The 24592-nt window shown below is 60.6% G+C and carries 23 protein-coding genes; 11 read left to right on the forward strand and 12 right to left on the reverse strand.

Features of this window, described 5'->3' with window-relative positions; translation table 11 throughout:
- The first annotated feature begins 225 nt into the window (after positions 1-225).
- The 5 genes from adk to RHM69_RS28045 all read left to right on the forward strand — a co-directional run bounded on the left by adk (position 226) and on the right by RHM69_RS28045 (position 3682).
- Positions 226-873 (forward strand): adenylate kinase, encoded by a 648-nt coding sequence (adk, locus tag RHM69_RS28025; RefSeq protein WP_003189104.1) that lies wholly within the window; start codon positions 226-228, stop codon positions 871-873.
- A gap of 90 nt (positions 874-963) precedes the next feature.
- Positions 964-1650 carry a tRNA (adenosine(37)-N6)-threonylcarbamoyltransferase complex dimerization subunit type 1 TsaB gene (tsaB, locus tag RHM69_RS28030; RefSeq protein WP_014717208.1) on the forward strand — a complete coding sequence of 229 codons (687 nt, stop codon included), beginning with the start codon at positions 964-966 and terminating at the stop codon, positions 1648-1650.
- Positions 1651-1810: 160 nt separating this feature from the next.
- Entirely contained in the window at positions 1811-2113 is a 303-nt protein-coding gene (locus RHM69_RS28035) for a hypothetical protein (RefSeq protein ID WP_034126521.1), read from the forward strand.
- Positions 2113-2973: a DUF72 domain-containing protein gene (locus RHM69_RS28040; RefSeq protein WP_038449171.1), complete on the forward strand. Its 861-nt coding sequence runs from the start codon at positions 2113-2115 to the stop codon at positions 2971-2973. The genes RHM69_RS28035 and RHM69_RS28040 overlap by 1 nt, the downstream gene beginning before the upstream one ends.
- A gap of 10 nt (positions 2974-2983) precedes the next feature.
- Positions 2984-3682, forward strand: a complete 699-nt coding sequence (locus tag RHM69_RS28045) for an extensin family protein (protein WP_014717211.1) — start codon at positions 2984-2986, stop codon at positions 3680-3682.
- A gap of 3 nt (positions 3683-3685) precedes the next feature.
- Here the strand turns inward: RHM69_RS28045 and RHM69_RS28050 are convergent, their stop codons facing one another.
- Positions 3686-4306 (reverse strand): hypothetical protein, encoded by a 621-nt coding sequence (locus RHM69_RS28050; protein ID WP_014717212.1) that lies wholly within the window; start codon positions 4304-4306, stop codon positions 3686-3688.
- Between the two features lie 96 nt (positions 4307-4402).
- Between RHM69_RS28050 and RHM69_RS28055 the strand changes: the two genes are divergently transcribed.
- Positions 4403-5185 carry a class I SAM-dependent methyltransferase gene (locus RHM69_RS28055; protein ID WP_014717213.1) on the forward strand — a complete coding sequence of 261 codons (783 nt, stop codon included), beginning with the start codon at positions 4403-4405 and terminating at the stop codon, positions 5183-5185.
- Positions 5186-5406: 221 nt separating this feature from the next.
- On the opposite strand, the gene RHM69_RS28060 is transcribed toward RHM69_RS28055, so the two are convergent.
- A complete protein-coding gene (locus tag RHM69_RS28060) occupies positions 5407-6348 on the reverse strand; it encodes an IS110 family transposase (RefSeq protein WP_172832683.1) in 942 nt (313 codons plus the stop codon).
- A gap of 600 nt (positions 6349-6948) precedes the next feature.
- Positions 6949-7605, reverse strand: a complete 657-nt coding sequence (locus tag RHM69_RS28065) for a TetR/AcrR family transcriptional regulator (protein WP_019817872.1) — start codon at positions 7603-7605, stop codon at positions 6949-6951.
- Between the two features lie 93 nt (positions 7606-7698).
- Here RHM69_RS28065 and RHM69_RS28070 point away from each other — a divergent pair, with 93 nt between their 5' ends.
- From RHM69_RS28070 to RHM69_RS28080, 3 genes are all read left to right on the forward strand, one after another.
- Complete coding sequence (locus RHM69_RS28070; protein WP_014717215.1) at positions 7699-8799, forward strand: efflux RND transporter periplasmic adaptor subunit; 1101 nt, start codon at positions 7699-7701, stop codon at positions 8797-8799.
- A gap of 5 nt (positions 8800-8804) precedes the next feature.
- Positions 8805-11870: an efflux RND transporter permease subunit gene (locus tag RHM69_RS28075; protein ID WP_200600451.1), complete on the forward strand. Its 3066-nt coding sequence runs from the start codon at positions 8805-8807 to the stop codon at positions 11868-11870.
- 142 nt (positions 11871-12012) lie between these two features.
- Complete coding sequence (locus tag RHM69_RS28080; RefSeq protein ID WP_019817869.1) at positions 12013-12252, forward strand: hypothetical protein; 240 nt, start codon at positions 12013-12015, stop codon at positions 12250-12252.
- A gap of 93 nt (positions 12253-12345) precedes the next feature.
- Here RHM69_RS28080 and RHM69_RS28085 read toward each other — a convergent pair whose 3' ends face one another.
- From RHM69_RS28085 to plsB, 3 genes are read right to left on the reverse strand one after another with little or no spacing between them, the layout of a single operon-like run.
- Positions 12346-13035, reverse strand: coding sequence for a DUF4197 domain-containing protein (locus RHM69_RS28085; RefSeq protein WP_003189124.1), 690 nt, complete (start codon positions 13033-13035; stop codon positions 12346-12348).
- 27 nt (positions 13036-13062) lie between these two features.
- Complete coding sequence (locus RHM69_RS28090; RefSeq protein ID WP_014717218.1) at positions 13063-13464, reverse strand: YbaY family lipoprotein; 402 nt, start codon at positions 13462-13464, stop codon at positions 13063-13065.
- Between the two features lie 51 nt (positions 13465-13515).
- Complete coding sequence (gene plsB / locus RHM69_RS28095) at positions 13516-16035, reverse strand: glycerol-3-phosphate 1-O-acyltransferase PlsB (RefSeq protein ID WP_200600449.1); 2520 nt, start codon at positions 16033-16035, stop codon at positions 13516-13518.
- A 181-nt stretch (positions 16036-16216) separates the two neighbouring features.
- On the opposite strand from plsB, the gene RHM69_RS28100 reads away from it, so the two are divergent.
- Positions 16217-16426: a cold-shock protein gene (locus RHM69_RS28100; protein ID WP_003189131.1), complete on the forward strand. Its 210-nt coding sequence runs from the start codon at positions 16217-16219 to the stop codon at positions 16424-16426.
- Positions 16427-16563: 137 nt separating this feature from the next.
- Here the strand turns inward: RHM69_RS28100 and RHM69_RS28105 are convergent, their stop codons facing one another.
- The 4 genes from RHM69_RS28105 to RHM69_RS28120 all read right to left on the reverse strand — a co-directional run bounded on the left by RHM69_RS28105 (position 16564) and on the right by RHM69_RS28120 (position 21804).
- Positions 16564-16941, reverse strand: a complete 378-nt coding sequence (locus RHM69_RS28105) for a hypothetical protein (protein ID WP_014717220.1) — start codon at positions 16939-16941, stop codon at positions 16564-16566.
- A gap of 54 nt (positions 16942-16995) precedes the next feature.
- Positions 16996-17805 (reverse strand): putative RNA methyltransferase, encoded by an 810-nt coding sequence (locus tag RHM69_RS28110; RefSeq protein ID WP_014717221.1) that lies wholly within the window; start codon positions 17803-17805, stop codon positions 16996-16998.
- The gene (gene dapE, locus RHM69_RS28115; protein WP_005785553.1) at positions 17805-18956 is read right to left on the reverse strand and encodes a succinyl-diaminopimelate desuccinylase; all 1152 of its coding nucleotides are present in this window, start codon (positions 18954-18956) and stop codon (positions 17805-17807) included. The genes RHM69_RS28110 and dapE overlap by 1 nt, the downstream gene beginning before the upstream one ends.
- 256 nt (positions 18957-19212) lie before the next feature.
- Positions 19213-21804: a glycosyltransferase gene (locus tag RHM69_RS28120; protein ID WP_014717222.1), complete on the reverse strand. Its 2592-nt coding sequence runs from the start codon at positions 21802-21804 to the stop codon at positions 19213-19215.
- A gap of 217 nt (positions 21805-22021) precedes the next feature.
- Here RHM69_RS28120 and tcdA point away from each other — a divergent pair, with 217 nt between their 5' ends.
- Complete coding sequence (gene tcdA, locus RHM69_RS28125) at positions 22022-22831, forward strand: tRNA cyclic N6-threonylcarbamoyladenosine(37) synthase TcdA (RefSeq protein WP_019817865.1); 810 nt, start codon at positions 22022-22024, stop codon at positions 22829-22831.
- 117 nt (positions 22832-22948) lie between these two features.
- Here tcdA and RHM69_RS28130 read toward each other — a convergent pair whose 3' ends face one another.
- Positions 22949-23362 carry a SufE family protein gene (locus tag RHM69_RS28130; protein WP_014717224.1) on the reverse strand — a complete coding sequence of 138 codons (414 nt, stop codon included), beginning with the start codon at positions 23360-23362 and terminating at the stop codon, positions 22949-22951.
- Entirely contained in the window at positions 23359-24564 is a 1206-nt protein-coding gene (locus tag RHM69_RS28135; RefSeq protein ID WP_014717225.1) for an aminotransferase class V-fold PLP-dependent enzyme, read from the reverse strand. Before RHM69_RS28135 ends, RHM69_RS28130 begins: the two co-directional genes overlap by 4 nt.
- Between the last annotated feature and the right edge of the window lie 28 nt (positions 24565-24592).

The raw sequence follows: 24592 nt of genomic DNA on the forward strand, positions 1-24592 counted from the left end.
CGGGCGGTCGTCTTTTGAGCAGGCGGGTTGCGCTCAGGCACACCCTGGCGCTGACGCATGTGCGGCGCGGGTTTCTCCTACTTTTGGCGGCTTGTATGGTGAGGGCCCGCTGTGTATCTTGATCAGCCTTTGGCCGTTTGATCGGCCTAGAACCACATTTTTACGAGATTGGCCCCACGCGGCGAATCCGAGCGTCATCTCTATAAAAAATTGAGGAGCACATCGATGCGCGTCATTCTGCTGGGAGCTCCCGGGGCCGGTAAAGGTACTCAGGCAAAGTTCATCACTGAAAAATTCGGCATTCCACAAATCTCCACCGGCGACATGCTGCGTGCGGCCGTCAAGGCTGGCACCGAGCTGGGCCTGATCGCCAAGAGCGTGATGGACAGCGGCGGCCTGGTCTCCGATGACCTGATCATCAACCTGGTCAAGGAACGCATCAGCCAGGAAGACTGCAAGAACGGTTTCCTGTTCGACGGCTTCCCACGCACCATTCCCCAGGCTGAAGCCTTGGTGAAGGCGGGCGTGGAGTTGGACGCCGTGGTCGAGATCGCAGTTGAAGACGAAGAGATCGTCCAGCGTATCGCTGGCCGTCGCGTTCACGAAGGCTCGGGCCGCGTGTACCACATCGTCTACAACCCGCCGAAAGTCGAAGGCAAGGACGATGTCACTGGCGAAGACCTGGTGCAGCGTAAAGACGACACCGAAGAAACTGTGCGTCATCGCCTGTCGGTCTACCATTCCCAGACCAAGCCCCTGGTGGACTTCTACCAGAAGCTGTCCGCAGCCCAGGGCAAGCCGAAATACAGCCACATCCCAGGTGTGGGTTCGGTAGAGGCCATCACCGCCAAGGTGCTGCAAGCACTGAGCTGATCCTGTGATCGGCGGCACAGACAACGGCCCGCTTGCGGGCCGTTGTTGTTTATACTGGCGCACTTTTTTCCGACTTGGACACCCACACCGATGAGCACCCTGCTGGCCCTGGACACCGCGACTGAAGCTTGCTCCGTTGCCTTGCTGCACGATGGCAAGGTTACGAGCCACTACGAGGTGATCCCGCGCCTGCACGCGCAGAAATTGTTGCCGATGATCAAGCAACTGCTTGAAGACGCCGGTACCACCCTGGCTGCCGTGGATGCCATCGCGTTCGGCCGTGGCCCCGGTGCATTCACTGGCGTGCGCATTGCCATTGGCGTGGTGCAGGGCCTGGCCTTTGCGCTGGAGCGCCCGGTGCTGCCGGTGTCCAACCTGGCGGTACTGGCCCAGCGCGCGTTGCGTGAGCACGGGGCGTCGCACGTGGCAGCGGCAATTGATGCGCGCATGGATGAAGTTTACTGGGGTTGCTACCGTGAGACCGCAGGCGAAATGCGCCTGGTCGGCACGGAAGCGGTGCTGGCCCCCGAAGCGGCGCAACTGCCCGCTGACGCCAGCGGCGATTGGTTCGGTGCCGGTACGGGCTGGGGTTATGGCGAACGCATCAAGGTGACCTGCGCCGAACAGGACGCGGCGATGTTGCCCCACGCCGAAGACCTGCTGGCGTTGGCACGTTTTGCATTCGAGCGCGGCGAGGCGATTGCGGCGGACCAGGCAGCACCGGTGTACCTGCGCGATAAAGTCGCGCAGACCAAGGCCGAACGCGGGATTATTTGACGTCAAAAATGTGGGCGTTACGCGGCAAATTTCGCCAATCGTCAGAATTTGCCTGGGTTTTTAAACCTTTTACAAATTATGTGTTCTAGTTATCACCAGAGCATTTGCGCGCCATGGAAAGTGCCGCTAAATTGCCATCATTGATACCGAGTCTGCATGTATGCGTATAGACGGTTTTTCCTCACAGTCGTACCCCCTCAAGCGTAAGCCGCGCAAGGCGAGCGTGACGGTAGACGAGTCCGTCGAGGATTCACCGGACTTCATCGAAGTACACACCGATACGCCTTCCAAAGCTCAAGGCGCCTCGAGCGCACGTATCAGCGGCGTTCCTGCCCGTCAGCAAGACATGGTCTTTCCCCGTTCCATGAGCAAAAGCGTTGCCACCGCCCTGGCCAGCTACCTGACCACTGCCGGCTTTGTCGAATGGGATATGGAAGTGCTGGGTCTCGATATCCATATCTGATGCGTTTGCCTTATTACATCGGCTGCCCGTCCTGGAGTGAAAACGCCTGGCGCGAGTACCTGTATCCCGTTGAGGCACGTTCCAGCGATTACCTCGGGCTCTATTCCCAGGTCTTCAACGCCGTTGAGGGCAATACCACTTTTTACGCTCGCCCCTCGGCCGCCACTGTGCAGCGCTGGGCCGAAATCATGCCTGATGATTTTCGCTTCACCGCCAAATTCCCCGGCGATATCAGCCATGCTGGCGATTTGCGTGAACAGTTGCCGGCGGCAGAAAGTTTTGTCGGCTTGATGAGCCCGCTGGGTGAGCGCGTTTCACCGCTGTGGCTGCAGCTCTCGAAGAGCTTTACGCCGCCACGCCTGGCGGAGCTGGCTGGATTTCTCGATGGCATTGATCGGCCGCTGGCCGTGGAGGTGCGTCATGAACAGTTCTTTGCCAAGGGTGATGCTGAGCGCATGCTCAACCGCCTGTTGCGCGATCGCGGTGTCGAGCGCATCTGCCTCGATCCCCGTGCACTGTTCAGTTGTACTTCTACCTCGGAAGCGGTGCTGCATGCCCAGTCAAAAAAGCCCCGGGTGCCACCGCGCCCGGCGGCCCTGACGCAGTTTCCCCAGGTGCGCTTCATCGGGCATCCGGACCTTGAGGCCAATGACCCGTTCCTGATTCCCTGGGTGGAAAAGATTGCCAGTTGGATCGAAGAGGGCCGCACGCCCTATATGTTCCTGCACACGTCGGACAACCGTCTCGCGGCACAGCTGGCGCTGCGCTTCCACGCCAAGCTGATGGTGCGCCTGCCAGGGCTACCGCCGCTGCCTGCCTTGCATCGAGAACCCGTGGCGGAGCAGCTCGGACTACTTTGAGGGTTGAGCCGTGGGTGTGGTCAAGACATTGAGTGTGTTGCTGTTGTTGGTGGGGGCATTTGCGTTGGCTGTCTGGCGCGGTTGGGTGCCGATGCCGCCTGAATGGAACCCCTGGGCGCCCTTGGATGTGCGAGCGAGCCCCAACCTGTTGACGCGCTACAAGCTCAGTCGTTTGCAGGATGATCCAGCGCTGTGTGACCAGGTGTTGAACACCTCTGGTCTGCGCGTGAGCCGCCAGGCCGATACACCGACTGATGCAGCGTGCCCCTTGCGCAGTGTCCTGCGCGTGCAGGGCGCTGACGTGGCCTTGAGCAGCAGCTTTCTTGCCAGTTGCCCGCTGGCGGTGGCGTTCGCCTTGTTCGAGCGACATAGCCTGCAGCCGGCGGCTCAAGCGGTATTTGGCCAGGCGGTGAGCCGCGTCGAGCATTTGGGCAGTTTTGCCTGCCGTAACATCTACAATCGCGCCGACGGGAGGCTCAGCCAGCATGCCTCGGCCAATGCCCTGGATATCGCCGGTTTTCGCCTGGCCGATGGGCGCAGCATCAGCGTGCTCAAGGATTGGCCGGGCCAGGGCGACAGTGCGCGTTTCCTGCGCTTGGTACGCGATGGCGCCTGTGATGATTTCAACGTGGTGTTGAGCCCGGACTACAACGCCGCCCATCGCAACCATTTCCATCTGGACATGGGGCGTTGGTGGGTGTGTCGCTAAGGTTCAGGCGGCCAGGCGCAGGTTGTGGGTCACCAGCGGGCGCGCCCAGTAGTAATCGAAATCCAGGGCCTTTTGCTGCGCCAGCAGTTCTTCTTCGGGGTACGGCGTGGCGGCCGGTGGCAGCAGGTCCAGCTCGAATTCGGCAATCGGCAGGTGCAGTGGGCGTGGTTGTGGCGCCGGGCCCGGCGCGGGTAGCGGTTGGCCGGCGTTCAGCACAATGGGGCGCACCCACTCGCTCTCAAACGCTTGCTGGCGTTGCTGGGCGACTATTTCTTCTTCCGGGAACGGCGTCGCGGCCGGTGGCAGCAGCTCGGTTTCGAACTCGGCAATTGGCAGGAAGAGCGGTTCCGGCGGGGCGATCTCGGTGTCTTTCACATCGCACTCACGCTGGGTGAGGATCTGCGCCAGCAGGTCGGCGCCTTCGCGGGGTTCAACCGCCGGGTCTGCCGGGGCAGGCGTCTTGGCGGCGAGCGCGTCCGACGTTTCACCGAGCTGCTCGGCCAACGCACGGGCGAAGAAGTCCTGCCACACATGACTCACCCCGGCCAGCGCTTGGGTATTGCGCAGGCCGTAATGGTTGTGGGTCGGCAGTACACCGATGGAAAGGGGAAGAATGTCTGACATTTTTCTCGGTCGACGCTCAGCTCTGGCAAAATACCTGACTGTGATTTTTATCGGCCGTTGTTTGCCGATCCTTAATATTTTTGAGCGTGGCGATTGATGAACGAACAACCAGCGGCCAGCCGCATCCAGGTCCAAGCCTTGGCTGACAGCTTCCAGGCCCGCGCTGAACAGTGGGCTTCGCTGCTGGGGTTGCCTCTGCAGGTGGCCGATGCGGATTTTTCCCTGCAAGTGGGGGAGCACGGCTTGCAGTTGCAACAGCTTGGGCCTGATGCGCCAGGGCCGGTGCGGGTCGACTTTGTCGAAGGCGGCGCGGCGCATCGGCGGTTGTATGGTGGCGGCAGCGGGCAGATGATCGCCAAGGCGGTGGGCATCGCCCAGGGCGTGCGCCCGCGGGTGCTGGATGCCACGGCTGGCTTGGGCAAGGACGCGTTCGTGCTGGCCAGCCTCGGGTGTGAGATGAGCCTGATCGAGCGCCAGCCGCTGATCGGCGCCTTGCTCGAAGATGGTCTGGCCCGCGCTGCCGAGGATTTTGACGTGGCGCCGATTGTGGCGCGCATGAAGCTGCTCAAGGGCAACTCCATCGACGTGATGCTCAATTGGCAGGGCGAGCCGCCTCAGGTGATCTACCTGGACCCGATGTTTCCGCACCGTGAGAAAACCGCCCTGGTGAAGAAGGAAATGCGCCTGTTCCGCCCATTGGTGGGCGATGACCCGGATGCCCCGGCGTTGCTCGCGGCGGCTCTGGCCCTGGCCAGCCATCGTGTGGTGGTCAAGCGTCCGCGCAAGGCACCCTGCATTGAGGGGCCGAAGCCGAGCCATGCGCTGGATGGCAAGTCCAGCCGCTACGACATTTATCCCAAGAAAGCGCTCAAGCCGTAAGCTGCAAACAGCAGCACTTATCTCCCAGGTGCGGCGAGATCCAACTGTGGGAGCTGGCTTGCCTGCGAAGACGGCCTGACAGCCGATGCCTATCTCTCTGGCGCGCCGCAATCCAAATGTGGGAGCTGGCTTGCCTGCGATGACGGCCTGAAAGCCGACACCTGTCTACCTGACGCCCCGCTATCCAAACTGTGGGAGATTCTATGGTTGAGGGGCAACCCTCAACCAACTTTTGGCTGATATTCGCTTTGCCCTTTCAGCAGAGCGAACACCACCCTAGCAAGCTTGCGGGCCAGTATTACCAGCGCCTGTGTGGTGCTATAGCCTCGCGCCCTCTGTGCTTGATAAAACGCTTTCCATGTCTCTGTTCGGCTAGCCGCCATCGCTGCGTTATGCAGCAGGCGCCGAGCTTCTGAGTCGCCGCGCTTACTTAAACTACGACGACCATCCTTCTGTCCTGACTTGTTGACGCGCAAATCCATACCAAGAAAGGCGATAAACGCGTCCGAATTCCTGAACTCTCCCCGTTGGAAGGTGGCAATCAAACGCGCGCCAGTCAAAAAACCGATGCCTTCGACTTTCAAGCAACGCTTCAACTGACCCAGTAAACCTGCTTCTTTCAGGCAGTCACTGATCATTTTTTCGATTAACCCTTCCAGTCTCTGCATCGACTTCACCTGCTCGGCAAACGAGGCCTTAAGAAGCGGCTCGTTCGCCCAGCTTTGCGTCAGGCTGACGCGCGCCTGAACCAAGGCTGCGCGCCGACGAAACAGGCTTAGAAGATGGCGATACAGCGGTGATGGAGGTGTCCAGGGACGCAGTTCGTCTGCCTCCTTTCTCAAATAGCGGACGAGCAGCTTGGCATCCAAAGCATCGGTCTTGGCCCGGATCTTCACGCTTTCGCGGTAATGCTTGAGCTCATAACCTCCAACCATGTAAACCACGCAACCAGCTTCATGAGCTAGATCAGCAAACTCCAAGTGGTAGATATTGGTGGCTTCAATTGCGATGGCCACTTTGCAGGACAAGGCCTTCAGCCATTTTTTGATAGCGGCTTTGGTGTTTGGGATTGTTTCTAACAGATCGACTTCAGCGTGATAAATCACCAGTTCATTCTTAGCGACATCGACGCCTACGATTGGCTTTGAGACAGAAACTGGCATTGCCATGGGGCTTCCTCCGGGCTAAGGTTTTGAGCACTTGAAGGGCTCACCCAGAGGCGCAGGCTTGTTCCTATCGTCGGTCATAGCCAGATGCATTCTTTATCGGCGCTTGGGTGAAAGGAGGAGGGGCGAAATCTCCCACGGTCTGTACTGCGTCAACAGTCAGAATCGGGCTTTGTCCCTTCTCCTCCCTTCAAGTCCTAGCATACAAGCGGGCTTGCTCGCGAAGGCTGCCTGGCAGTCAACACAGTTAGATTGTGTACATATCCATTCCTGCGGTAACGGCCACCTAGGGTTCCGCTCTGACAGCGGCTCACTTTTGAAAAGCGCAAAAGTAAGCAAAACGCTCTTGCCCCACCACTCGGCACCTCGCCTGGGCTCGGTGTGCCCGTAATCCGCCAGTGAGTTGGGGGGCCGCCGCCACGCGCCATCCATGGCGCGGGGCGGCTAAACCGGCATCCCTGCCGGTTTACCCCCCAAATCCCTGTCGAATTCCGGCCAGCGTGGTTTGACGGGGCGCTTAAGATCAAATCAAAAGCAGATCAAGAGCAGATCAAGAGCGACTCGCTTCGCATCGTGGTTACCGTCGGTTGCTACCGCCTATGCGGTGCTGTCGAGCCCCGTGCTGCGATAGGCCCGCATAAACAACTGCACCACGTCCTGCACATGCTCTTCGGCCTCTTGCGCGCTCAATTGTCCGCCGCAGCCATACAACAAGCGAAAGTTCGCCGTGCCCTTGAGCAGGCAAAAGAAGTGTTCCGCGGCTTTGAACGGTGTGTCGATGCTCAGCGCGCCGCCCTGGTCAATCTTGCCGAGCAAGCGCTCCATGCCTTGCAGCATGCGCATGGGGCCGGCGTTGAAGAAGATCTGGGAGAGTTTCACGTCCTGATTGCCGGTGGTCATCATCAGGCGATGCAGGTTTACCGACTCCTCGCTGTTGATCAGCCGATGAAAGCCGCGTGCGATGTTGAGCAACACCGTCTCGACGGGCATGCCTTCGGGAAGCTCGAAGTACATCACCGGCAATTGCTCTTCACATTTGGCCACTACCGCCGCGGTGAACAGCGTCTCCTTGTCGGTGAAGTGGCTGTAGACCGTGAGTTTCGATACGCCGGCCGCCAGGGCGACGGCGTCCATGCTGGTGTTTGCATAGCCCTTGTCCAGGAACAGCGATTTTGCCGATTCGAGGATTGCCTGGCGTTTTGCCATGTCCTTGGGGCGCCCGGGGCTTGCGGTGTTCAGAGGATTGTCGGACATTTTCACCTTTAATACTGGACTGGTGAGTTTGGTATTAATAACATACCGGCCAGTATAATTATTCCAAGCTCTATTTGCGAAAGGTCCTTCAGCATGCGCAGCGCTTTCCTGCCCCTTGCTTTGCCTGTCAGCCTGATCTTCCTGTTGGCCGCTTGCGGCCATGAAGAAGCGGCCCAGACCACCGTGCGCCCGGCCATGGTGGTGCAACCGCAGCCGTCGGCGCAGGCAATGGACAGCTACCCCGGTGAGGTGCGTGCCCGTTATGAGCCGGACCTGGCCTTTCGCATCGGCGGCAAAGTCAGCAAGCGCCTGGTGGAGGAGGGCGAACGGGTCAAGGCCAACCAGCCGCTGGCCGAACTCGACCCCCAGGACGTGCGCCTGCAACTGGAGGCCACCCGCGCCCAAGTAGCCGCCGCAGAGGCCAATCTGAGCTTGGTGCGTGCGGAGCGAGATCGCTACAAGACCTTGATGGACCGTCAGATGGTCAGTCGGTCGCAGTACGACAATTCCGAAAACCTCTACCGAGCCGGTGAAGCACGCCTGAAGCAGATCAAGGCCGAGTTCGATGTGTCCAGCAATCAGGCCGGCTACGCCGTGCTGCGTGCGCCTCAGGATGGGGTAGTCGCCAAGCGTGCCGTCGAGGTGGGGCAAGTGGTTTCCGCTGGCCAGACGGTGTTCACCCTGGCCACCGATGGCGAGCGTGAAGTCTTGATCAGCCTGCCCGAGCAGGGCTTTGGCCGCTTCAAGATCGGCCAGCCGGTGTCGGTGGAGTTGTGGAGCCAGCCAGAGCAACGCTTCGCCGGGCGCATTCGTGAACTGTCGCCTGCCGCCGACCCCAAGTCTCGCACCTTCGCCGCGCGCGTAGCCTTCACCGGCGGCAAAGTGCCCGCCGAACTGGGCCAAAGCGCACGGGTTTTCATCCAGGTCGACGGTGTCATTCCCCTATCGGTACCGCTGTCTGCCCTGAGTGCCGAGAACGGTGCGTCCTACGTTTGGCGTGTAAAACCGGACAACACCCTTGAACGCACCCCTGTACGCATTGGTGCGTTTGGCGAAAACACCGTGCCGGTACTCGAAGGCTTGGCCGCCACCGATTGGGTGGTGGCCGCAGGCGTGCATGTGCTCCATGAGGGCCAACCCGTGCGCCCGGTGGATCGCTCCAACCGTGTAGTGAATCTGGCGGCCAAGGAGTAGTCCCCATGGGTTTCAATCTTTCCGAATGGGCGTTGCGTAATCGCCAGATCGTACTGTTCCTGATGATCCTGCTGGCCGTGGTTGGCACCTTGTCCTACACCAAGTTGGGACAAAGCGAAGACCCGCCCTTTACCTTCAAGGCCATGGTGATCAAGACCAACTGGCCTGGAGCCACGGCCCAGGAGGTTTCGCGCCAGGTCACTGAGCGAATCGAGAAAAAACTCATGGAGACCGGTGAGTATGAACGCATCGTGTCGTTCTCCCGTCCTGGTGAATCCCAGGTCACCTTTATTGCCCGTGATTCGATGCGTTCGGCGCAGATTCCTGAGTTGTGGTACCAGGTGCGCAAGAAAATCAGCGACATCCGCCACACCTTGCCGCCGGATATCCAGGGGCCGTTTTTCAACGACGAGTTCGGCACCACCTTCGGCAATATCTACGCCCTGACCGGCGACGGCTTTGACTATGCGGTGCTCAAGGACTACGCCGACCGCATCCAGATCCAGCTGCAACGCGTCCCGGATGTGGGCAAGGTCGAGCTGCTCGGCCTGCAGGACGAGAAGATCTGGATCGAGCTGTCCAACCTCAAGCTCGCCACCCTCGGCTTGCCTCTGGCTGCGGTACAACAGGCGTTGCAGGAGCAAAATGCGGTGTCCACCGCCGGCTTCTTTGAAACCCCCACCGAGCGCGTGCAACTGCGCGTTTCGGGCAACTTCAAGACAGTAGAGGAGATCCGCAACTTTCCGATACGCGTGGGGGATCGCACCTTCCGCATCGGTGACGTGGCTGACATCCATCGAGGCTTCAACGACCCACCGGCACCGCGCATGCGCTACATGGGCGCAGATGCCATCGGCCTGGCCGTGGCCATGCGCGACGGTGGCGACATCCTCGTACTGGGCAAGGCCCTTGAAGCGCAATTCGCACGCCTGCAAAAGAACCTTCCGGCAGGGATGGAGCTGCGCAAGGTGTCGGACCAGCCGGCAGCTGTGAAGACCAGCGTCGGCGAATTCGTCCAGGTATTGGCTGAAGCGCTGGCGATTGTTTTGCTGGTGAGCTTTTTCTCCCTCGGCGTGCGCACCGGCATGGTCGTCGCCCTGGCGATTCCGCTGGTACTGGCGATGACCTTTGCCGCCATGTATTACCTGGGCATCGGCCTGCACAAGATTTCCCTGGGCGCCTTGGTCTTGGCCCTGGGCTTGCTGGTGGATGACGCGATCATCGCCGTGGAAATGATGGCGATCAAAATGGAACAGGGTTACGACCGCCTCAAAGCCGCGAGTTTCGCCTGGACCAGCACCGCATTCCCCATGCTCACCGGCACCCTGATCACGGCCGCAGGCTTCTTGCCGATTGCCACCGCGCAATCGAGCACTGGTGAATACACCCGTTCGATCTTCCAGGTGGTGACCATTGCACTGCTGGCCTCCTGGGTGGCGGCCGTGGTGTTTGTGCCCTACCTGGGGGAAAAACTCCTGCCCGACCTGGCGAAGATTCATGCGGCCAAACACGGCACCGACGGCCCGGTCCCTTACGGCACACCCTTCTATCAGCGTGTAAGGCGTCTGGTGGAGTGGTGCGTGCAGCGGCGTAAAACCGTGATCGTGCTGACCCTGCTGCTGTTTATCGGCTCGGTTGCACTGTTTCGCTTCGTGCCGCAACAGTTCTTCCCGGCTTCCGGTCGCTTGGAGTTGATGGTCGACCTGAAACTGGCCGAAGGCGCTTCCCTGAGCAACACCGCCGAACAGGTCAAGCGCCTGGAGGCGTTGCTCAAGGAGCATGCCGGCATCAATAACTATGTCGCCTACGCGGGCACCGGTTCGCCACGGTTTTACCTGCCACTGGACCAGCAATTGCCCGCTGCCAGCTTCGCCCAGTTTGTGGTGCTGGCTAACACCATCGAGGAGCGAGAAAGCCTGCGCACCTGGTTGATCGAAACCCTCAACGAGCAATTCCCCGCGCTGCGTTCGCGGGTCACGCGCCTGGAGAACGGCCCGCCCGTAGGCTACCCCGTGCAGTTTCGTGTGACTGGCGAGCACATCGAAGAAGTCCGTTCGCTGGCGCGCAAAGTGGCGGCCAAGGTTCGCGAAAATACCCATGTGGTGAATGTGCATCTGGACTGGGAAGAGCCGAGCAAAATCGTATACCTGAATATCGACCAGGACCGTGCCCGTGCCCTGGGTGTGAGCACTGCCAACCTGTCGAAATTCCTGCAGAGTTCCCTGACCGGCGCCAGCGTCAGCCAGTATCGGGAGGACAACGAATTGATCGAGATCCTCCTGCGCGGCACGGTGCATGAGCGTAGCGAGCTGTCGCGCCTGCCAAGCCTGGCCGTGCCCACCGACAATGGTAAAAGCGTGGCGCTGTCGCAAATTGCCACCCTCGAATATGGATTCGAAGAAGGCATCATCTGGCGTCGCAACCGTCTGCCCACAGTGACCGTACGGGCCGATATCTATGGCAAGGAACAGCCGGCGACCCTCGTGCAGCAGATCTTGCCGACGCTCGCCGATGTGCGAGCCGAGCTGCCGGACGGCTATCTGTTGGAGGTGGGCGGTACGGTTGAAGACTCTGCGCGGGGGCAAAACTCGGTGAAGGCCGGCGTGCCGCTGTTTATCGTGGTGGTGCTGACCTTGCTGATGCTGCAACTGCGCAGCTTTTCGCGCACGGCCATGGTCTTTCTCACCGCACCGTTGGGGCTGATCGGCGTGACCCTGTTCCTGTTGGTGTTCCGCCAACCCTTCGGTTTCGTCGCCATGCTCGGCACCATCGCGCTGTCGGGCATGATCATGCGTAATTCGGTGATTCTGGTGGACCAGATAGAACAAGACATCAAGGCCGGCCTGGCACCCTGGCAGGCAATTATCGAAGCCACCGTCCGACGCTTTCGCCCGATTGTGCTGACGGCGCTGGCAGCGGTGCTGGCGATGATTCCGTTGTCGCGCAGTGTGTTCTTCGGGCCCATGGCTGTGGCGATCATGGGGGGGTTGATCGTGGCGACGGCGTTGACACTGTTGTTCTTGCCGGCGTTGTACGCGGCTTGGTTCAGGATCAGGAAGGACGTGGAGTAAATCTGTGACTGTTTTTGGGCGGCCCCAATGGGAACCTTTTTTTCAGGCTTGCCACAGATAGTTACCTGTTCGCAGGTACTTTATTCGGTGGTTTTTATCACGTGGATAACATTTCCAGAACGTTCATAGAGGCGAAATAGATATGCTCCTACAAGCAGTGGGAAACTTTTACTCGGTGATTGGTATGATACTGGGCGGCGGTCAGATGGGCGGCGCTTGCGCCAAACATTCACATAATGACTCCGTCAGTCGGCGTGAGCTTTCGGACGCGCTCAAATCGTTCAAATACGATCATCCCCAGCCCACCACTAATTTTACGATCAACAACAGCGTTTCCAACGCGAACAGCAATGCGAATACCAACGCTCAAATCGGCCGTTGAATGCGCTGAGTTCTGATATTCAGCCATTGCAAACACTCTGCACCCGCAGAGTGTTTGCCGCGTTACGTCCCGGTACAAGTCGCTGGCGAAGGCTTAAAGTGCCCCAAACACCTTCTTGGCCAAGCTGGTGGCTGCCGCCGCCGGGTTCTTGCGAATGGTTTCTTCCTGCTGCGCAATCATCTTGAACAAACCATCCAGCGCCTGCTCGGTCACGTAGTTTTCGACGTTGGCGCTCTTGGCATCCACGGCGCCAAAGGCTGCGGCCTTGCCGGCCAGAGCGTTGTACTGCTGAGCCACGCCGACTTTGTCGGTGGCGGCCTTGACGATGGGCAGGAACTTGGCGCGAATTTCTTCACGGCTGCTTTTGTTCAGGTACTGGGTGGCGGAGTCCTGGCCTCCACTGAGAATGCCCTTGGCGTCGGTCACGCTCATGTTCTTCACGGCGTTGACCAGAATTGGCTGGGCCTGGGTCACGGCGGTTTCTGCGGCCTTGTTCATGCTGGTTTCCAGTTGCGTGACCTGGTCACCCATACCAAACATTTTAAGCTTGTCGGCGACTTTGCCGAGTTTGCCCGGCAGGCCGATCTTCACGTCCGGGTTGTTGCTGAAACCACCGGGCGTCCCGAGTTGTTTCACAGCAATCTGTGCACCTTGGGTCAAGGCATCCTTGAGGCCGCCGCTGGCGTCACCCTGGGACAGGCTGCCCAGATCCAGGGCCATGGCGTTGGCGCCGAACAGCAAGCCAGCACACAGGGCGGTGAGGCGAAGAGATTTGCGGAGCATGGGCGCTTCCTTATGAAGTGGGAATGATCAATGTGCGGCCGCATCTACCCGCAGGCGCAGCGGTTGTGGGTCCTGGCCGTTGAGTTGCACGGTGTGCCGCTCGGTGGTGATAAACAGTAGCTTGCCGTCCAGCTCGATGCGAGCGCTGACCGAATAGGTGTGGCCCGGTTTGACCTGAGCCGGGTCATAGCTCAGGTGAAACGGCAGCGGCACCTGGCCTTTGACCGGGCCTTTCTGTTCGGCGAGGGTCACGGCCGGGGCGTCCATCAGGGACACGTCCTGCAGGCTGACACTCAAGGTGGCGGCCGGCGGCAGGGCGATGCGTTGCAGGTAGAACACTTCGCCGTCCAGACTGGCCTTCGGGGTTGGGGTCATCGAGTGGCAGGCTCCGAGCAGGGCGGTCAGGCCCAGAAGGATGAGTTTTTTCACGGTGCAACTCCTTTTCAACGGCGCCGGAATCCGCCCGACGCCTCGTTCAATTTAGCGGTTTTCTTCAGGAGGGGCGGCAACCGGTTCAGGCGCGGTCTCGGTTGCGCCGTCCACGCGGTGCAAGGCCACCTGGCGGATCGACAGGCGAATATCCGCCGGCAACACGCGTTTGGCCGCACCTTCTGCCAGTTCGCCGAGCAGGTCGTGATAGCCCAGCTTGCCGGCTTCATCGCGGCGCAGCACATCTTGCTCCAGCAACGTCTGGATGAAATGTCGGAAAAGGCTCTTGTCGAAGAATTCCGGAGCGTTGAGGCCGTGCAGGATTGACAGGCGCTGGGCCATGATCGTGCACAGGTCTTCCAGCTGTTCGGCGCTGATACTGTTCTGGCCGCTGTTGAGCAGCAACGAGATCGCCATGTAGAAGCGTTGCAGGGTCTGGGCGATGCTCTTGGACAGCAGCGTCAGCAGCACAAAGTGCCGCGAACTCGGCGCCGGGCGCAGGTACACGGCGTTTTCGAAACGTAGCAGGCCTTGTTCGACAAACGCGTCCAGCCATTGATCGACCACGTTGTCCAAGTCGTCCAAGGACCAACGAATAAACAGTTCCGATTGCAGGTACGGGTAAAGCGCGTGGGTGTAGCGCAGGATCTGTTCGCGACTCATCCGCGAGCTGCTCTGGAAGAAGCTCGCCAGCAACGCCGGCAGGGCGAAGATGTGCAGCACGTTGTTGCGGTAGTAGGTCATCAGGACGGCATTCTGCTCATCCAGATAAACGATTTTGCCCAGGGCGTCACTCTGCTCGGACAACAGGTTCATGTCCTTGACGTGCTTGATCAGCGCCAGGCCATCGCCTTCCGGCAGGGTGGTGTGGGGCGAGTAGGGCACACGACGCAACAGCGCGAGGTACAGGTCCAGCTGGCGGGCCATGGCCTGTTCATCCAGGGCCAGGCGGGTGGTGGACAGCAGGGCCAGCGCCACCAGGTTCACCGGGTTCACCGCAGCGGCTTCGTTCAAATGACGCGCCACCTGTTCGCCGAGGCGATTGGTGGTTTCGTTGAGCCAGGCCGGTTTGTAGTTCGGCCCCAGTTCCTGGGCGCGCCAGTCCGGTTGCTCGGCGTCGAGGAACTCTGCCAGCTTGATCGGTTCGCCAAAGTTGACTGCCACTTGGCCGAAGCGTTGCTTGAGCGCGCCGACCACTTTGAAGATATCGAAGATCGACTCTTTCTTCTTGCTGGCGCCACGCAGTTCGCCCAGGTAAGTGCGGCCTTCGAGGACACGCTCATAACCGATATACACCGGCACGAACACGATAGGCATGCGCGAGGAGCGCAAGAAGCTGCGCAGGGTGATCGCCAACATCCCGGTTTTCGGTTGTAGCATGCGCCCGGTGCGCGAGCGGCCGCCTTCGACGAAGTACTCCACCGGGAAGCCCTTGGTAAACAGGGTGTGCAGGTATTCGTTGAACACCGAGGTGTACAACGGGTTGCCCTTGAAGGTGCGGCGCATGAAAAACGCACCGCCACGGCGCAGCAGGCTGCCGATCACCGGCATGTTGAGGTTGATGCCGGCGGCGATATGCGGTGGGGTCAGGCCGTTCTTGAACAGCAGGTAGGACAGCAGCAGGTAGTCGATATGGCTGCGGTGGCAAGGCACGTAGATTACCTCGTAGCCTTGGGCCACCTTTTGCACGCCTTCGATGTTATTGACCTTGATGCCGTCGTAGATCTTGTTCCAGAACCAGCTCAAGACCACTTCCAGGAAGCGGATCGCGGTGTAGGTGTAGTCCGAGGCAATTTCGTTGCCATAGCGCAGGGCCAGGGCCTTGGCTTTTTCCGGGGCGATCTTTTCGCGTTCGGCCTCATCCGCAATGGCTTGGCGCACCAGCGGCATATTGACCAGGCCCTTCACCAGATTACGGCGGTGGGACAGGTCGGGGCCGATCACCGCCGTCTTCAGGTTACGAAAGTGCACACGCAAGATGCGCTGGGCCATGCGCACGGTGCGTTCGTGGCCTTTATTGTGCTCGATCAATTCGCGCAGGTTGATAGGCGCGGAGAATTGCACACGGGTCTTGCGCCCCAGGATCAGGATGCTCAACAACCGGCGTAGACGCCCGGTGACCGCCCAGCTGTCGGCGAATAAAAGCTTCCAGGGGCTGGACTCGCTTTCGGGGGATTGGCCCCAGAACACACTGACCGGAATGATTTGTGCATTCTCTTCGGCGTGTTCGGTGAGGGTATTGACCAGCCGCGTCAGGGTGGGTGGTGCGCCACGCTTGTCCTGGCGCCCAAGCCAATCCGGATCCGGCGTGAGGTAGAAGAACGCCGCAGGCTCCATCAACGGCCCCACTGACACTGGCAGCACCGGGCGTGGCAGGCCGGCCTTGGTGCACTCGGCGTCGACCACTGCCAACTCGGTGAGGGAGGGTGATTGCAGGACGTAGAAAACCGGCCGGCTGCGGTCCAGGTTAAGGGTGAGGGACGACTGGTTGATCGTCTCTGAGCGAACCCAGAGGTACAACAGTCGGCGCAAGGTGCCAAACACCAGACGGCGGAACGGGGAGCGGGTCATAGGCGAACTGCTTCAAGTGGAAAAAACCGAGCAGGCGCTCGGGCGGGTAGTGTGCCGTATTCGCCGAAAATCGGCAAAAAAGCAGCGATGTAAAGTTGAGTTGATGGTTTTTGAGCCTGTCTTATACTCGGCAGTTCAATGCGAGCGACTCAACAATAAAAAAACCAGTGGGAGTGAACAGATGACAACGCGTGAAACCGGCAATGTGAAGTGGTTCAACGATGCAAAGGGCTACGGCTTTATCCAGCGTGAAGATGGCAAGGATGTGTTTGTGCACTACCGCGCCATTCGCGGTGAAGGCCACCGCTCGTTGGCCGAAGGCCAGCAGGTGGAATACGCCGTGGTGACCGGCGAGAAGGGCTTGCAGGCGGAGGATGTGGTCGGCCTGTAACAACTTGGTCTTGATAACCCAATCAACTGTGGGAGCTGGCTTGCCTGCGATAGCATCACTGTGGTCTGACTGATAGACCAAGGTGTCTGCATCGCAGGCAAGCCAGCTCCCACATTGATTGGGTTGGCAATGGGCTGTCAGGCGGTTTTCCAAGTGATCTGTTCTTCACCGTCTACGCTGATGCGAATCCAGGTGTCGGCACTTTCCTCACCCTCTTCTTCAACCCAGGTGCCCGGCGCGCAGCGCACTTCGACGTTCAGCGCGGCAAACGCGGCGCGGGCGCAGGCGATGTCGTCGTCCCACGGGGTCTGGTCGCTTTCCAGGTACAGGCTGTTCCATTTGCCCACCGCCTTGGGCAGCCAGGTCACCGGCACGCTGCCGGCCTTGCACTTGTAGGTCTGGCCTTTCTGGACCCAGTCGGTGCACGGGCCCAGGGCGGCACCCAGCCAGGCGGCGATGGCCTTGTGATCGACGTCGGCGTCCTTCAGGTAAATCTCAATATCGGGTTGGCGCATGGATGTTCCTCGTTGCGGGATTCGAAAATCCATTCGCGGGTGGGTGAACGTCAGTCATTGAAGCACGAAATAATCGTAACGCATCGACACCGTGACCTGCAGCGGCTCGGCCGCCTCGATCACCTCGTGGCGGCGCTCGGCACTGGCTCGCCAGCCGTGGGGCGTCATCGCCAGCAGGTTGGCGCGGTCCTGGGCTTCGGCCAGGCTCAGGGTGAATTCCAGTGTTTCACTGTGTGCCAGGTGCATGCCATCCGGCACCAGGGCCAGATGTTTATCGTCGGTATACTCGCGTACCTCGTCGTAAAGACGCTCGCGCAGTTCCATCAAGTGGCCGCTGGTCGGGCCGACCTTCATCAAACCGCCGCCGGGACTGAGCAGGCGCTTGGCCTCTTGCCAATCCAACGGGCTGAACACGCTGGCGAGGAACTGGCAGCTGGCATCGGCCAATGGCACGCGGGCCATGCTGGCGATCAACCAGGTCAGCGCCGGGTTGCGTTTGCACGCGCGCTTGACCGCTTCCTTGGAGATATCCAGGGCATAGCCATCGGCGTGGGGTAGGGCCTGGGCAATTTGCGCGGTGTAGTAACCCTCGCCACACCCAATGTCGACCCAGCGCTGCGGTGCACGCTCGGCGGCCAGTTCGGCCAGGCGCTTGGCCACCGGGGCGTAGTGCCCGGCGTTGAGGAAGTCGCGGCGCGCCTCGACCATGGCCAGGTTATCGCCTGGGTCGCGGCTGTTCTTGTGCTGCACCGGCAACAGGTTCAGGTAACCCTGGCGCGCGCGATCGAAACGGTGCCCGGCCGGGCACGCCACGCCACTGTCCACCGCATTGAGCGGTGCGCTGCAAATGGGGCAGGCAAGCATCAGGCGAGCAACTTGATCAGGGTCTGGTAGTAGATTTCGGTCAGCACATCGAGGTCGCTGGCCAGGATGCGTTCGTTGACCTGGTGGATCGTCGCGTTGACCGGGCCCAGCTCGACCACCTGAGTGCCCAGCGTGGCGATAAAGCGCCCATCGGAGGTACCGCCGCTGGTGGATGCCTTGGTCTCACGCCCGGTGATCGCCTTGATACTGGCAGATACCGCATCCAGCAGCGCACCCGGCTCGGTGAGGAACGGCAGGCCCGATAGCGCCCAGTCCACATGCCAGTCCAGGCCATGTTTATCCAGGATCGCCGCGACCCGCTGTTGCAGACCCTCGACGGTGGACTCGGTAGAGAAGCGGAAGTTGAATACCGCCGTCAGGTCGCCGGGGATCACGTTGGTGGCGCCGGTACCCGAATTGAGGTTGGAAATCTGGAAACTGGTCGGCGGGAAGAAGGCGTTGCCGTCATCCCAATGCTCGGCAGCCAATTCAGCCAGGGCCGCCGCAGCCAGGTGGATCGGGTTCTTCGCCAGATGCGGGTAAGCCACATGGCCCTGTACACCGCGCACGGTCAAGGTGGCACCGAGGGAGCCACGACGGCCGTTCTTGACCACATCGCCCACCAGGGTCGTGCTCGACGGTTCGCCGACGATGCACCAGTCCAGGCGTTCCTTGCGCGCGGCCAGACGTTCGATCACCGCCTTGGTGCCATGGTGCGCCGGGCCTTCTTCGTCGCTGGTGATCAGGAAGGCGACCGAACCCTTGTGGTCCGGGTAGTCGGTGACGAAACGTTCCGCTGCCACCAGCATCGCCGCCAGGCTGCCTTTCATGTCAGCCGCGCCACGGCCACAGAGCATGCCGTTTTCATCGATCAACGCGTCGAACGGGTCGTTCTGCCAGGCCTGTACCGGGCCGGTCGGCACCACGTCGGTGTGACCGGCAAAACACAGCACCGGGCCTTCGTGCTTGCCGTGGGTGGCCCAGAAGTTGTCCACATCTTCGATGCGCATCGGTTCAAGCGCAAAACCGGCGTCGCCCAGGCGCTGCATCATCAGCTTCTGGCAATCGGCATCGATCGGCGTGACCGACGGGCGACGGATCAGGTCGATGGCCAGTTGAAGGGTCGGCGAAAGGTCGGCATGGGCCGTCATGGGGGGAACTCCGGAAAGCGTGTGATGGGGCGCAGGACGAATGTGGAAATACAGAGCCTGGAGCGACGCAACTCCAATGTGGGAGCTGGCTTGCCTGCGATAGCATCGCTGCGGTGTGCCTGTCAGACCGCGGCGTCTGTATCGCAGGCAAGCCAGCTCCCACATAGAATTGGGCCAGGCCAAGTCTCACAAAAGGGCCGTTATCTTATAGCAAAACGGCGGCCAAGGGCCGCCGTTTAGTGCATCGCGTGACTTTTTACGCCGCCGGTGCGGGCTCGGGCGCCGCCGAAGGTTTGGGCAGCGACGATAAGAACGCCATGATCAGCGCCGCCACATAGGGCAGCGACTGCACCAGCAACATCACGACCCAGAAGCGAATGTCGTTGCTCGGCAGGCCTTGCACCAGGTAGATCCCCAGCGCCGCGCCCCACAGCAGCAGCATGATGAACATTTCTTCGCGGGCTTCGGAAATGGCCACCCAGAAGCCGTGGTTATCGGCGTTTTTCGGCGTGCGAAAGAACGGAATGCTGGTGGTGAAGAAACCATACAGCACTGCCTTGGCGATGGTATGGGACAACGCCAAACCGGCCAGGGCCGCGCAGAACGCATCTTTCAAGTTCACGCCTACCGCACGACGGTAGAGGAAGATGATCTTGCCGACCTTGAACACGAACAACGCCAACGGCGGGATCGCGAAAATCAGCAATGGCGGGTCGACCCGAGTCGGCACGATGATCATCGCCGCAGACCACAACAGGGCGCCGACGGTAAAGAAGATGTTCATGCCATCGGCCACCCACGGCAACCAGCCCGCGAGGAAATGGTAGCGCTGACCGCGGGTCAGCTCGGTGTCCTTGCCACGTATCAGGCTGGCGGTGTGGCGCTTGATGATCTGGATCGCGCCATAGGCCCAGCGGAAACGCTGTTTCTTGAAGTCGATAAAGGTATCCGGCATCAAACCCTTGCCGTAGCTGTCGTGGTAGTACGCCGCCGACAAGCCTTTCTCGAACACGCGCAGGCCCAGTTCGGCGTCTTCACAGATGCACCAGTCGGCCCAGCCCAGCTCTTCGAGCACCGAGCGGCGTGTCATGGTCATGGTGCCGTGCTGGATGATCGCGTCGCGGTCGTTACGGGTGACCATACCGATATGGAAGAAGCCCTTGTATTCGGCGTAGCAGAGCTTCTTGAAGGTGCTTTCGTTCTGGTCGCGGTAATCCTGGGGCGACTGCACCACGGCGATTTTCGGGTCGGCGAAGTGCGGCACCATGTGCTTGAGCCAGTTGGGCGATACGCAGTAGTCCGAGTCGATCACCGCGATCACTTCGGCATCCTTGGCGGTGTGCGGGATCAGGTAGTTCAGCGCGCCGCCCTTGAAACCGGCCAGGGGCGCGACGTGGAAGAACTTGAAGCGCGGGCCCAGGGTTTCGCAGTAATCGCGCACCGGCTCCCACACCGCCGGGTCCTTGGTGTTGTTGTCGATGATCAGGACTTCGTAGTCCGGATAGTCGAGGGCGGCCAGCGCGTCGAGGGTCTGCTTGACCATTTCCGGCGGCTCGTTGTAGCACGGCACATGGATCGACACTTTCGGGCGGTAGTCCGAATCGCCTTCCACGGGCAGGAATTCACGCCGACGCTTGTGGGTCCAGACTGCTTCCGCCAGCTCATGGGCTTCGGTCAGCAACACAATGAACACGCCCAGGGCGCCGAGTGCCAGCAACACACCGACCGTCACGCTGAACCAGGTGCTGTATTGCTGGCTGTAGTCGTAGCCGATCCAGACCAGCACCGACCCGCACAGGAACGCAATAAAGGTCAGGAAGGTGCGGCCACGCTGGCGCAGGGCCGAGCCATCGATCATCAACAGGGTCAGGGACAGCAGCGCAAGCACCACTGAACCGATGGCCAGTACCCGCCATTGCGGAATCGCCACCACCGGGCCGTCAAAATTGAATTTCTGCTGGCGCGCGGCGTTGAATACACCCCAATACGCACCCGCCGAACCTTCATCGCTGACCTTCCACGGCTGGTCGAAGGCCTCGATCACGAAGTAGTTGTAACCCTGGCGATTGAGCTTGTTGACCAGTGTACGCAGGTAAATCGCCTGGTCTGCCGGCGACGATTCATTGCCGCCGCGCATACGGCCGTTGCTCGGCCAGCCCACTTCCGACAGCAGCAGTGGCTTTTTCGGGAAGGCTTTCTTCAGGTCCTTGGCGCGGTCCAGGACGTACTGGCCGGCCTTGTCCATTGGGATGTATTCCCAGAATGGCAGGATGTGCGCGGCGATCAGGTCGACGTGCTTGGCCAGTTGCGGGTTCTTTTCCCAGATGTGCCATTGCTCGGAGGTGGTCACCGGGACTTTCACGGCGGCGCGCACGCGGTCGAGCAGCACGATCAGGGCTTCGGGGGTGATTTCTTCCCGGAACAACGCTTCGTTGCCCACCACTACGCGCACGACACTGCGCGAGGTGTTGGCGATCTCGATAGCGCGCTGGATCTCCCGCTCGTTACGCTCAAGGTCCGGGCTGATCCAGATCCCCAGGGTCACGCGCAGGCCGAACTCTTCGGCCAGCTTCGGAATATCCCCCAGGGGGCCGTCCACCGAGTAGGTACGGATGTTGTCCGTCAGCTTGCTCATGATCGCAAGGTCCTGACGCATCTGTTCGTCGGTAGGGTACTGGCCTTTCTGCGGGTACTGGCCTTGCTGGAACGGCGAGTAGGAAAAGCCGGAGATCTGATCGGGCCAGTTGGGAGCGGTGACCGGGCGGTTGATCAGCGCCCAGAAACCGGTGAACAGCGCGGCAATTGCCAGCACCACCACCAGGTTGAGTCCAAATTTACGCGATGCCATGGTTATGTCGGGTTCCAAAGGGTGCGGAACGAAAGAGGTGTCGGCCTGCGCCGAACGGCGCGCATCCTACACTGGCGCTTCCCTGAGCGTACAGCAGACAGAGAAAAGCCGGACGTTAGTCTGCGAAACTCCATCTAAGTTCTTCACTTGTAACTTGTAGCTTAAAACTTGCTGCTGCGTAGCCCTATAATGCGCGCCGGTTTTTGGGGTAATGATGATGAGTACAGAAGATCCGCGGTTTGCAGGCGTTGCCCGCTTGTACGGCCTTGAGGGCCTGGAACGCTTGAAAGCGGCCCATGTGGCGATTGTCGGCGTCGGCGGCGTGGGTTCCTGGGCGGCAGAAGCGATTGCCCGCTGCGGGGTGGGTGAGATTTCGCTGTTTGACCTGGACGATGTCTGCGTCAGCAACAGCAACCGCCAGTTGCATGCCCTGGACAGCACCGTGGGCAAGCCCAAGGTCGAAGTGATGGCTGAGCGCCTGCGCGGCATCAACCCCGATTGCACCGTGCACGCGGTGGCAGACTTCGTCACCCGCGATACCATGGCCGAGTACATCACGCCGACTATCGACTGTGTGATCGACTGCATCGACGCGGTCAACGCCAAGGCGGCGCTGATTGCCTGGTGCAAGCGCCGCAAGATCCAGATCATCACCACCGGCGGCGCCGGTGGGCAGATTGACCCCACGCTGATCCAGGTGTGTGACCTGAACCGCACCTTCAATGACCCGTTGGCCTCGAAAGTGCGCTCTACCTTGCGCCGCGATTATGGCTTTTCGCGCACCGTGACTCGTCATTACAGCGTGCCGTGCGTGTTTTCCACCGAGCAACTGCGCTACCCCAAGCCTGATGGCAGCATCTGCCTGCAGAAGAGTTTTGTCGGTGATGGCGTGAAGCTGGACTGCGCGGGCGGGTTTGGCGCGGTGATGATGGTCACAGCCACGTTCGGCATGGTGGCGGCCACCAAGGCGGTAGACAAGATCGTGGCGGGAGTGCGCAGGCCGTCGGAGCGCATCAAACCCAGCTAAATCTCATTGCCGAACATAGATCCAAATTGTGGGAGCTGGCTTGCCTGCGATAGCGGTGTGTCAGCCACTGAAAATACTGACTGATTCGCCGCTATCGCAGGCAAGCCAGCTCCCACATTATTTCTGTGTACGCGTCAGGTCTCGCATGCGTTGCAGTACGGCATTCAAGCCATTGCTGCGCGACGGCGATAACTGGCGCGACAAGCCCAGTTGATTGAACCAGTCAGGCAGGTCAACCGCTTGCAGTTCATCAGCCGACAGCCCATTGACCCGCGCCAGCAGCAACGCCACCAACCCACGAATCATCCGCGCCTCGCTGCTCGCCGTAAACTGCCAATGGCCGTCCTGCAAACGCCCCACCAGCCACACCAGGCTTTCGCAACCTTGCACCAGGTTGGCGTCGACCTTTTCATCATCGGCCAGGGCGGGCAAGCGTTCACCCCATTGCATCAGCACCCGGGCGCGCTGCTCCCAACTGCCAATGGCCTGGAACGCTTGCAGTGCGGCGTGTGCCTCCAGCGGCAAGCTCATCGCAGCATGTCCAGCGCCTGGTCCAACGCTTCAAAAAAGCGCTCCAGGTCGTCGGAATCGTTGTAGAGCGCCAGTGAAACGCGGATGGCGCCTGACAGATTCATCGCCTTCAACAGCGGCATTGCGCAGTGGTGACCGGCACGCACAGCAATGCCTTGCTCGGTCAGCAGGTGGGCGAGGTCGGCGTTGTGCACGCCCTCCACCACAAAACTCACCAGCGCCACCTGCGGCGATCCCAGCACGCGTACGCCATTGCGGGCCTTAAGCCCACGCAGCAGGTAGTCATGCAGGGCGGCTTCGTGGGCGATCACCGCCGAGGGATCCAGTGAACTCAGGTAATCCAGGCTCGCGCCCAGGCCGATCACACTGGCAATCGGAGGAGTGCCGGCCTCGAAACCCAGCGGCGCGGGGCGAAAGCTGGCGCTGTGGTAGTCGGCCTGTTGCACCATCTCGCCGCCGAACTGCCAGTGGCGCAGGTGGTGCAGGGCCTCATTACGGCCGTACAGCACACCCACGCCGTCCGGGCCGTAGAGTTTGTGGCTGGAAAACACGTAGAAGTCGCAGCCCAGGGCCTGCACGTCGTGACGGCCATGGACGATGCCTTGGGCGCCGTCCACCACCGTGAGGGCGCCGTGTGCCTGGGCCATCGTCAGCAAGGCTGGCAGCGGCTGCCAGGCACCGAGCACGTTGGATAACTGGCTCACCGCCAGCAAGCGTGTGCGTGGGCCAATCAAGCTGGCCGCGGCGTCCAGGTCGATCACGCCGTCATCGTCCAGAGGCAAGACCACCAGTGTGAGTGCGCGGCGTTTGGCCAATTGCTGCCAGGGCAACAGGTTGGCGTGGTGTTCCAGGGCGCTGATGGCAATCTCATCGCCCGCATTGAATAAGTGCTCCAGGCCATAGGCCAGGAGGTTCAGCGCAGAGGTTGCGCCGTGGGTAAACACGACCTGCCCGCTGTCACCTGCGTTCAACCACTGCGCGACCTTGCTGCGGCTGTCTTCGAACGCCTGGGTCGCATGGGCTCCGGGCAAATGCTGAGCACGGTGCACATTGGCTGCGCCATTGGCGTAGTAATGACTGATGGCATCCAGCAGGGCTTGGGGTTTTTGCGTGGTGGCGGCGCTGTCCAGATAGGTCTGGTCTTGCCGTTGCAGGGTGGCGATGGCCGGGAAATCGGCGCGCCAGGGGGAGGGCACAAGCATGGTGATCAAGACTCGTATAAGCGAGCCG

The organism is Pseudomonas sp. CCI1.1 (assembly GCF_034348165.1).
GTDB classification, from domain to species: Bacteria; Pseudomonadota; Gammaproteobacteria; order Pseudomonadales; family Pseudomonadaceae; genus Aquipseudomonas; species Aquipseudomonas paracarnis.

Bases quoted from the DNA above. Each gene is read 5' to 3' on its own strand.
- RHM69_RS28060 (WP_172832683.1), bottom strand. From the start codon at position 6,348: ATGCCAGTTTCTGTCTCAAAGCCAATCGTAGGCGTCGATGTCGCTAAG.
- RHM69_RS28065 (WP_019817872.1), bottom strand. From the start codon at position 7,605: ATGTCCGACAATCCTCTGAACACCGCAAGCCCCGGGCGCCCCAAGGAC.
- RHM69_RS28035 (WP_034126521.1), top strand. From the start codon at position 1,811: ATGCGTATAGACGGTTTTTCCTCACAGTCGTACCCCCTCAAGCGTAAG.
- RHM69_RS28080 (WP_019817869.1), top strand. From the start codon at position 12,013: ATGCTCCTACAAGCAGTGGGAAACTTTTACTCGGTGATTGGTATGATA.
- RHM69_RS28100 (WP_003189131.1), top strand. From the start codon at position 16,217: ATGACAACGCGTGAAACCGGCAATGTGAAGTGGTTCAACGATGCAAAG.
- RHM69_RS28055 (WP_014717213.1), top strand. From the start codon at position 4,403: ATGAACGAACAACCAGCGGCCAGCCGCATCCAGGTCCAAGCCTTGGCT.
- RHM69_RS28120 (WP_014717222.1), bottom strand. From the start codon at position 21,804: ATGGCATCGCGTAAATTTGGACTCAACCTGGTGGTGGTGCTGGCAATT.
- dapE (WP_005785553.1), bottom strand. From the start codon at position 18,956: ATGACGGCCCATGCCGACCTTTCGCCGACCCTTCAACTGGCCATCGAC.
- RHM69_RS28130 (WP_014717224.1), bottom strand. From the start codon at position 23,362: ATGAGCTTGCCGCTGGAGGCACACGCCGCACTGCAAGCGTTCCAGGCC.
- RHM69_RS28075 (WP_200600451.1), top strand. From the start codon at position 8,805: ATGGGTTTCAATCTTTCCGAATGGGCGTTGCGTAATCGCCAGATCGTA.
- plsB (WP_200600449.1), bottom strand. From the start codon at position 16,035: ATGACCCGCTCCCCGTTCCGCCGTCTGGTGTTTGGCACCTTGCGCCGA.
- RHM69_RS28070 (WP_014717215.1), top strand. From the start codon at position 7,699: ATGCGCAGCGCTTTCCTGCCCCTTGCTTTGCCTGTCAGCCTGATCTTC.
- RHM69_RS28085 (WP_003189124.1), bottom strand. From the start codon at position 13,035: ATGCTCCGCAAATCTCTTCGCCTCACCGCCCTGTGTGCTGGCTTGCTG.
- RHM69_RS28050 (WP_014717212.1), bottom strand. From the start codon at position 4,306: ATGTCAGACATTCTTCCCCTTTCCATCGGTGTACTGCCGACCCACAAC.
- RHM69_RS28105 (WP_014717220.1), bottom strand. From the start codon at position 16,941: ATGCGCCAACCCGATATTGAGATTTACCTGAAGGACGCCGACGTCGAT.
- tsaB (WP_014717208.1), top strand. From the start codon at position 964: ATGAGCACCCTGCTGGCCCTGGACACCGCGACTGAAGCTTGCTCCGTT.
- RHM69_RS28135 (WP_014717225.1), bottom strand. From the start codon at position 24,564: ATGCTTGTGCCCTCCCCCTGGCGCGCCGATTTCCCGGCCATCGCCACC.
- RHM69_RS28110 (WP_014717221.1), bottom strand. From the start codon at position 17,805: ATGCTTGCCTGCCCCATTTGCAGCGCACCGCTCAATGCGGTGGACAGT.
- RHM69_RS28040 (WP_038449171.1), top strand. From the start codon at position 2,113: ATGCGTTTGCCTTATTACATCGGCTGCCCGTCCTGGAGTGAAAACGCC.
- adk (WP_003189104.1), top strand. From the start codon at position 226: ATGCGCGTCATTCTGCTGGGAGCTCCCGGGGCCGGTAAAGGTACTCAG.
- tcdA (WP_019817865.1), top strand. From the start codon at position 22,022: ATGAGTACAGAAGATCCGCGGTTTGCAGGCGTTGCCCGCTTGTACGGC.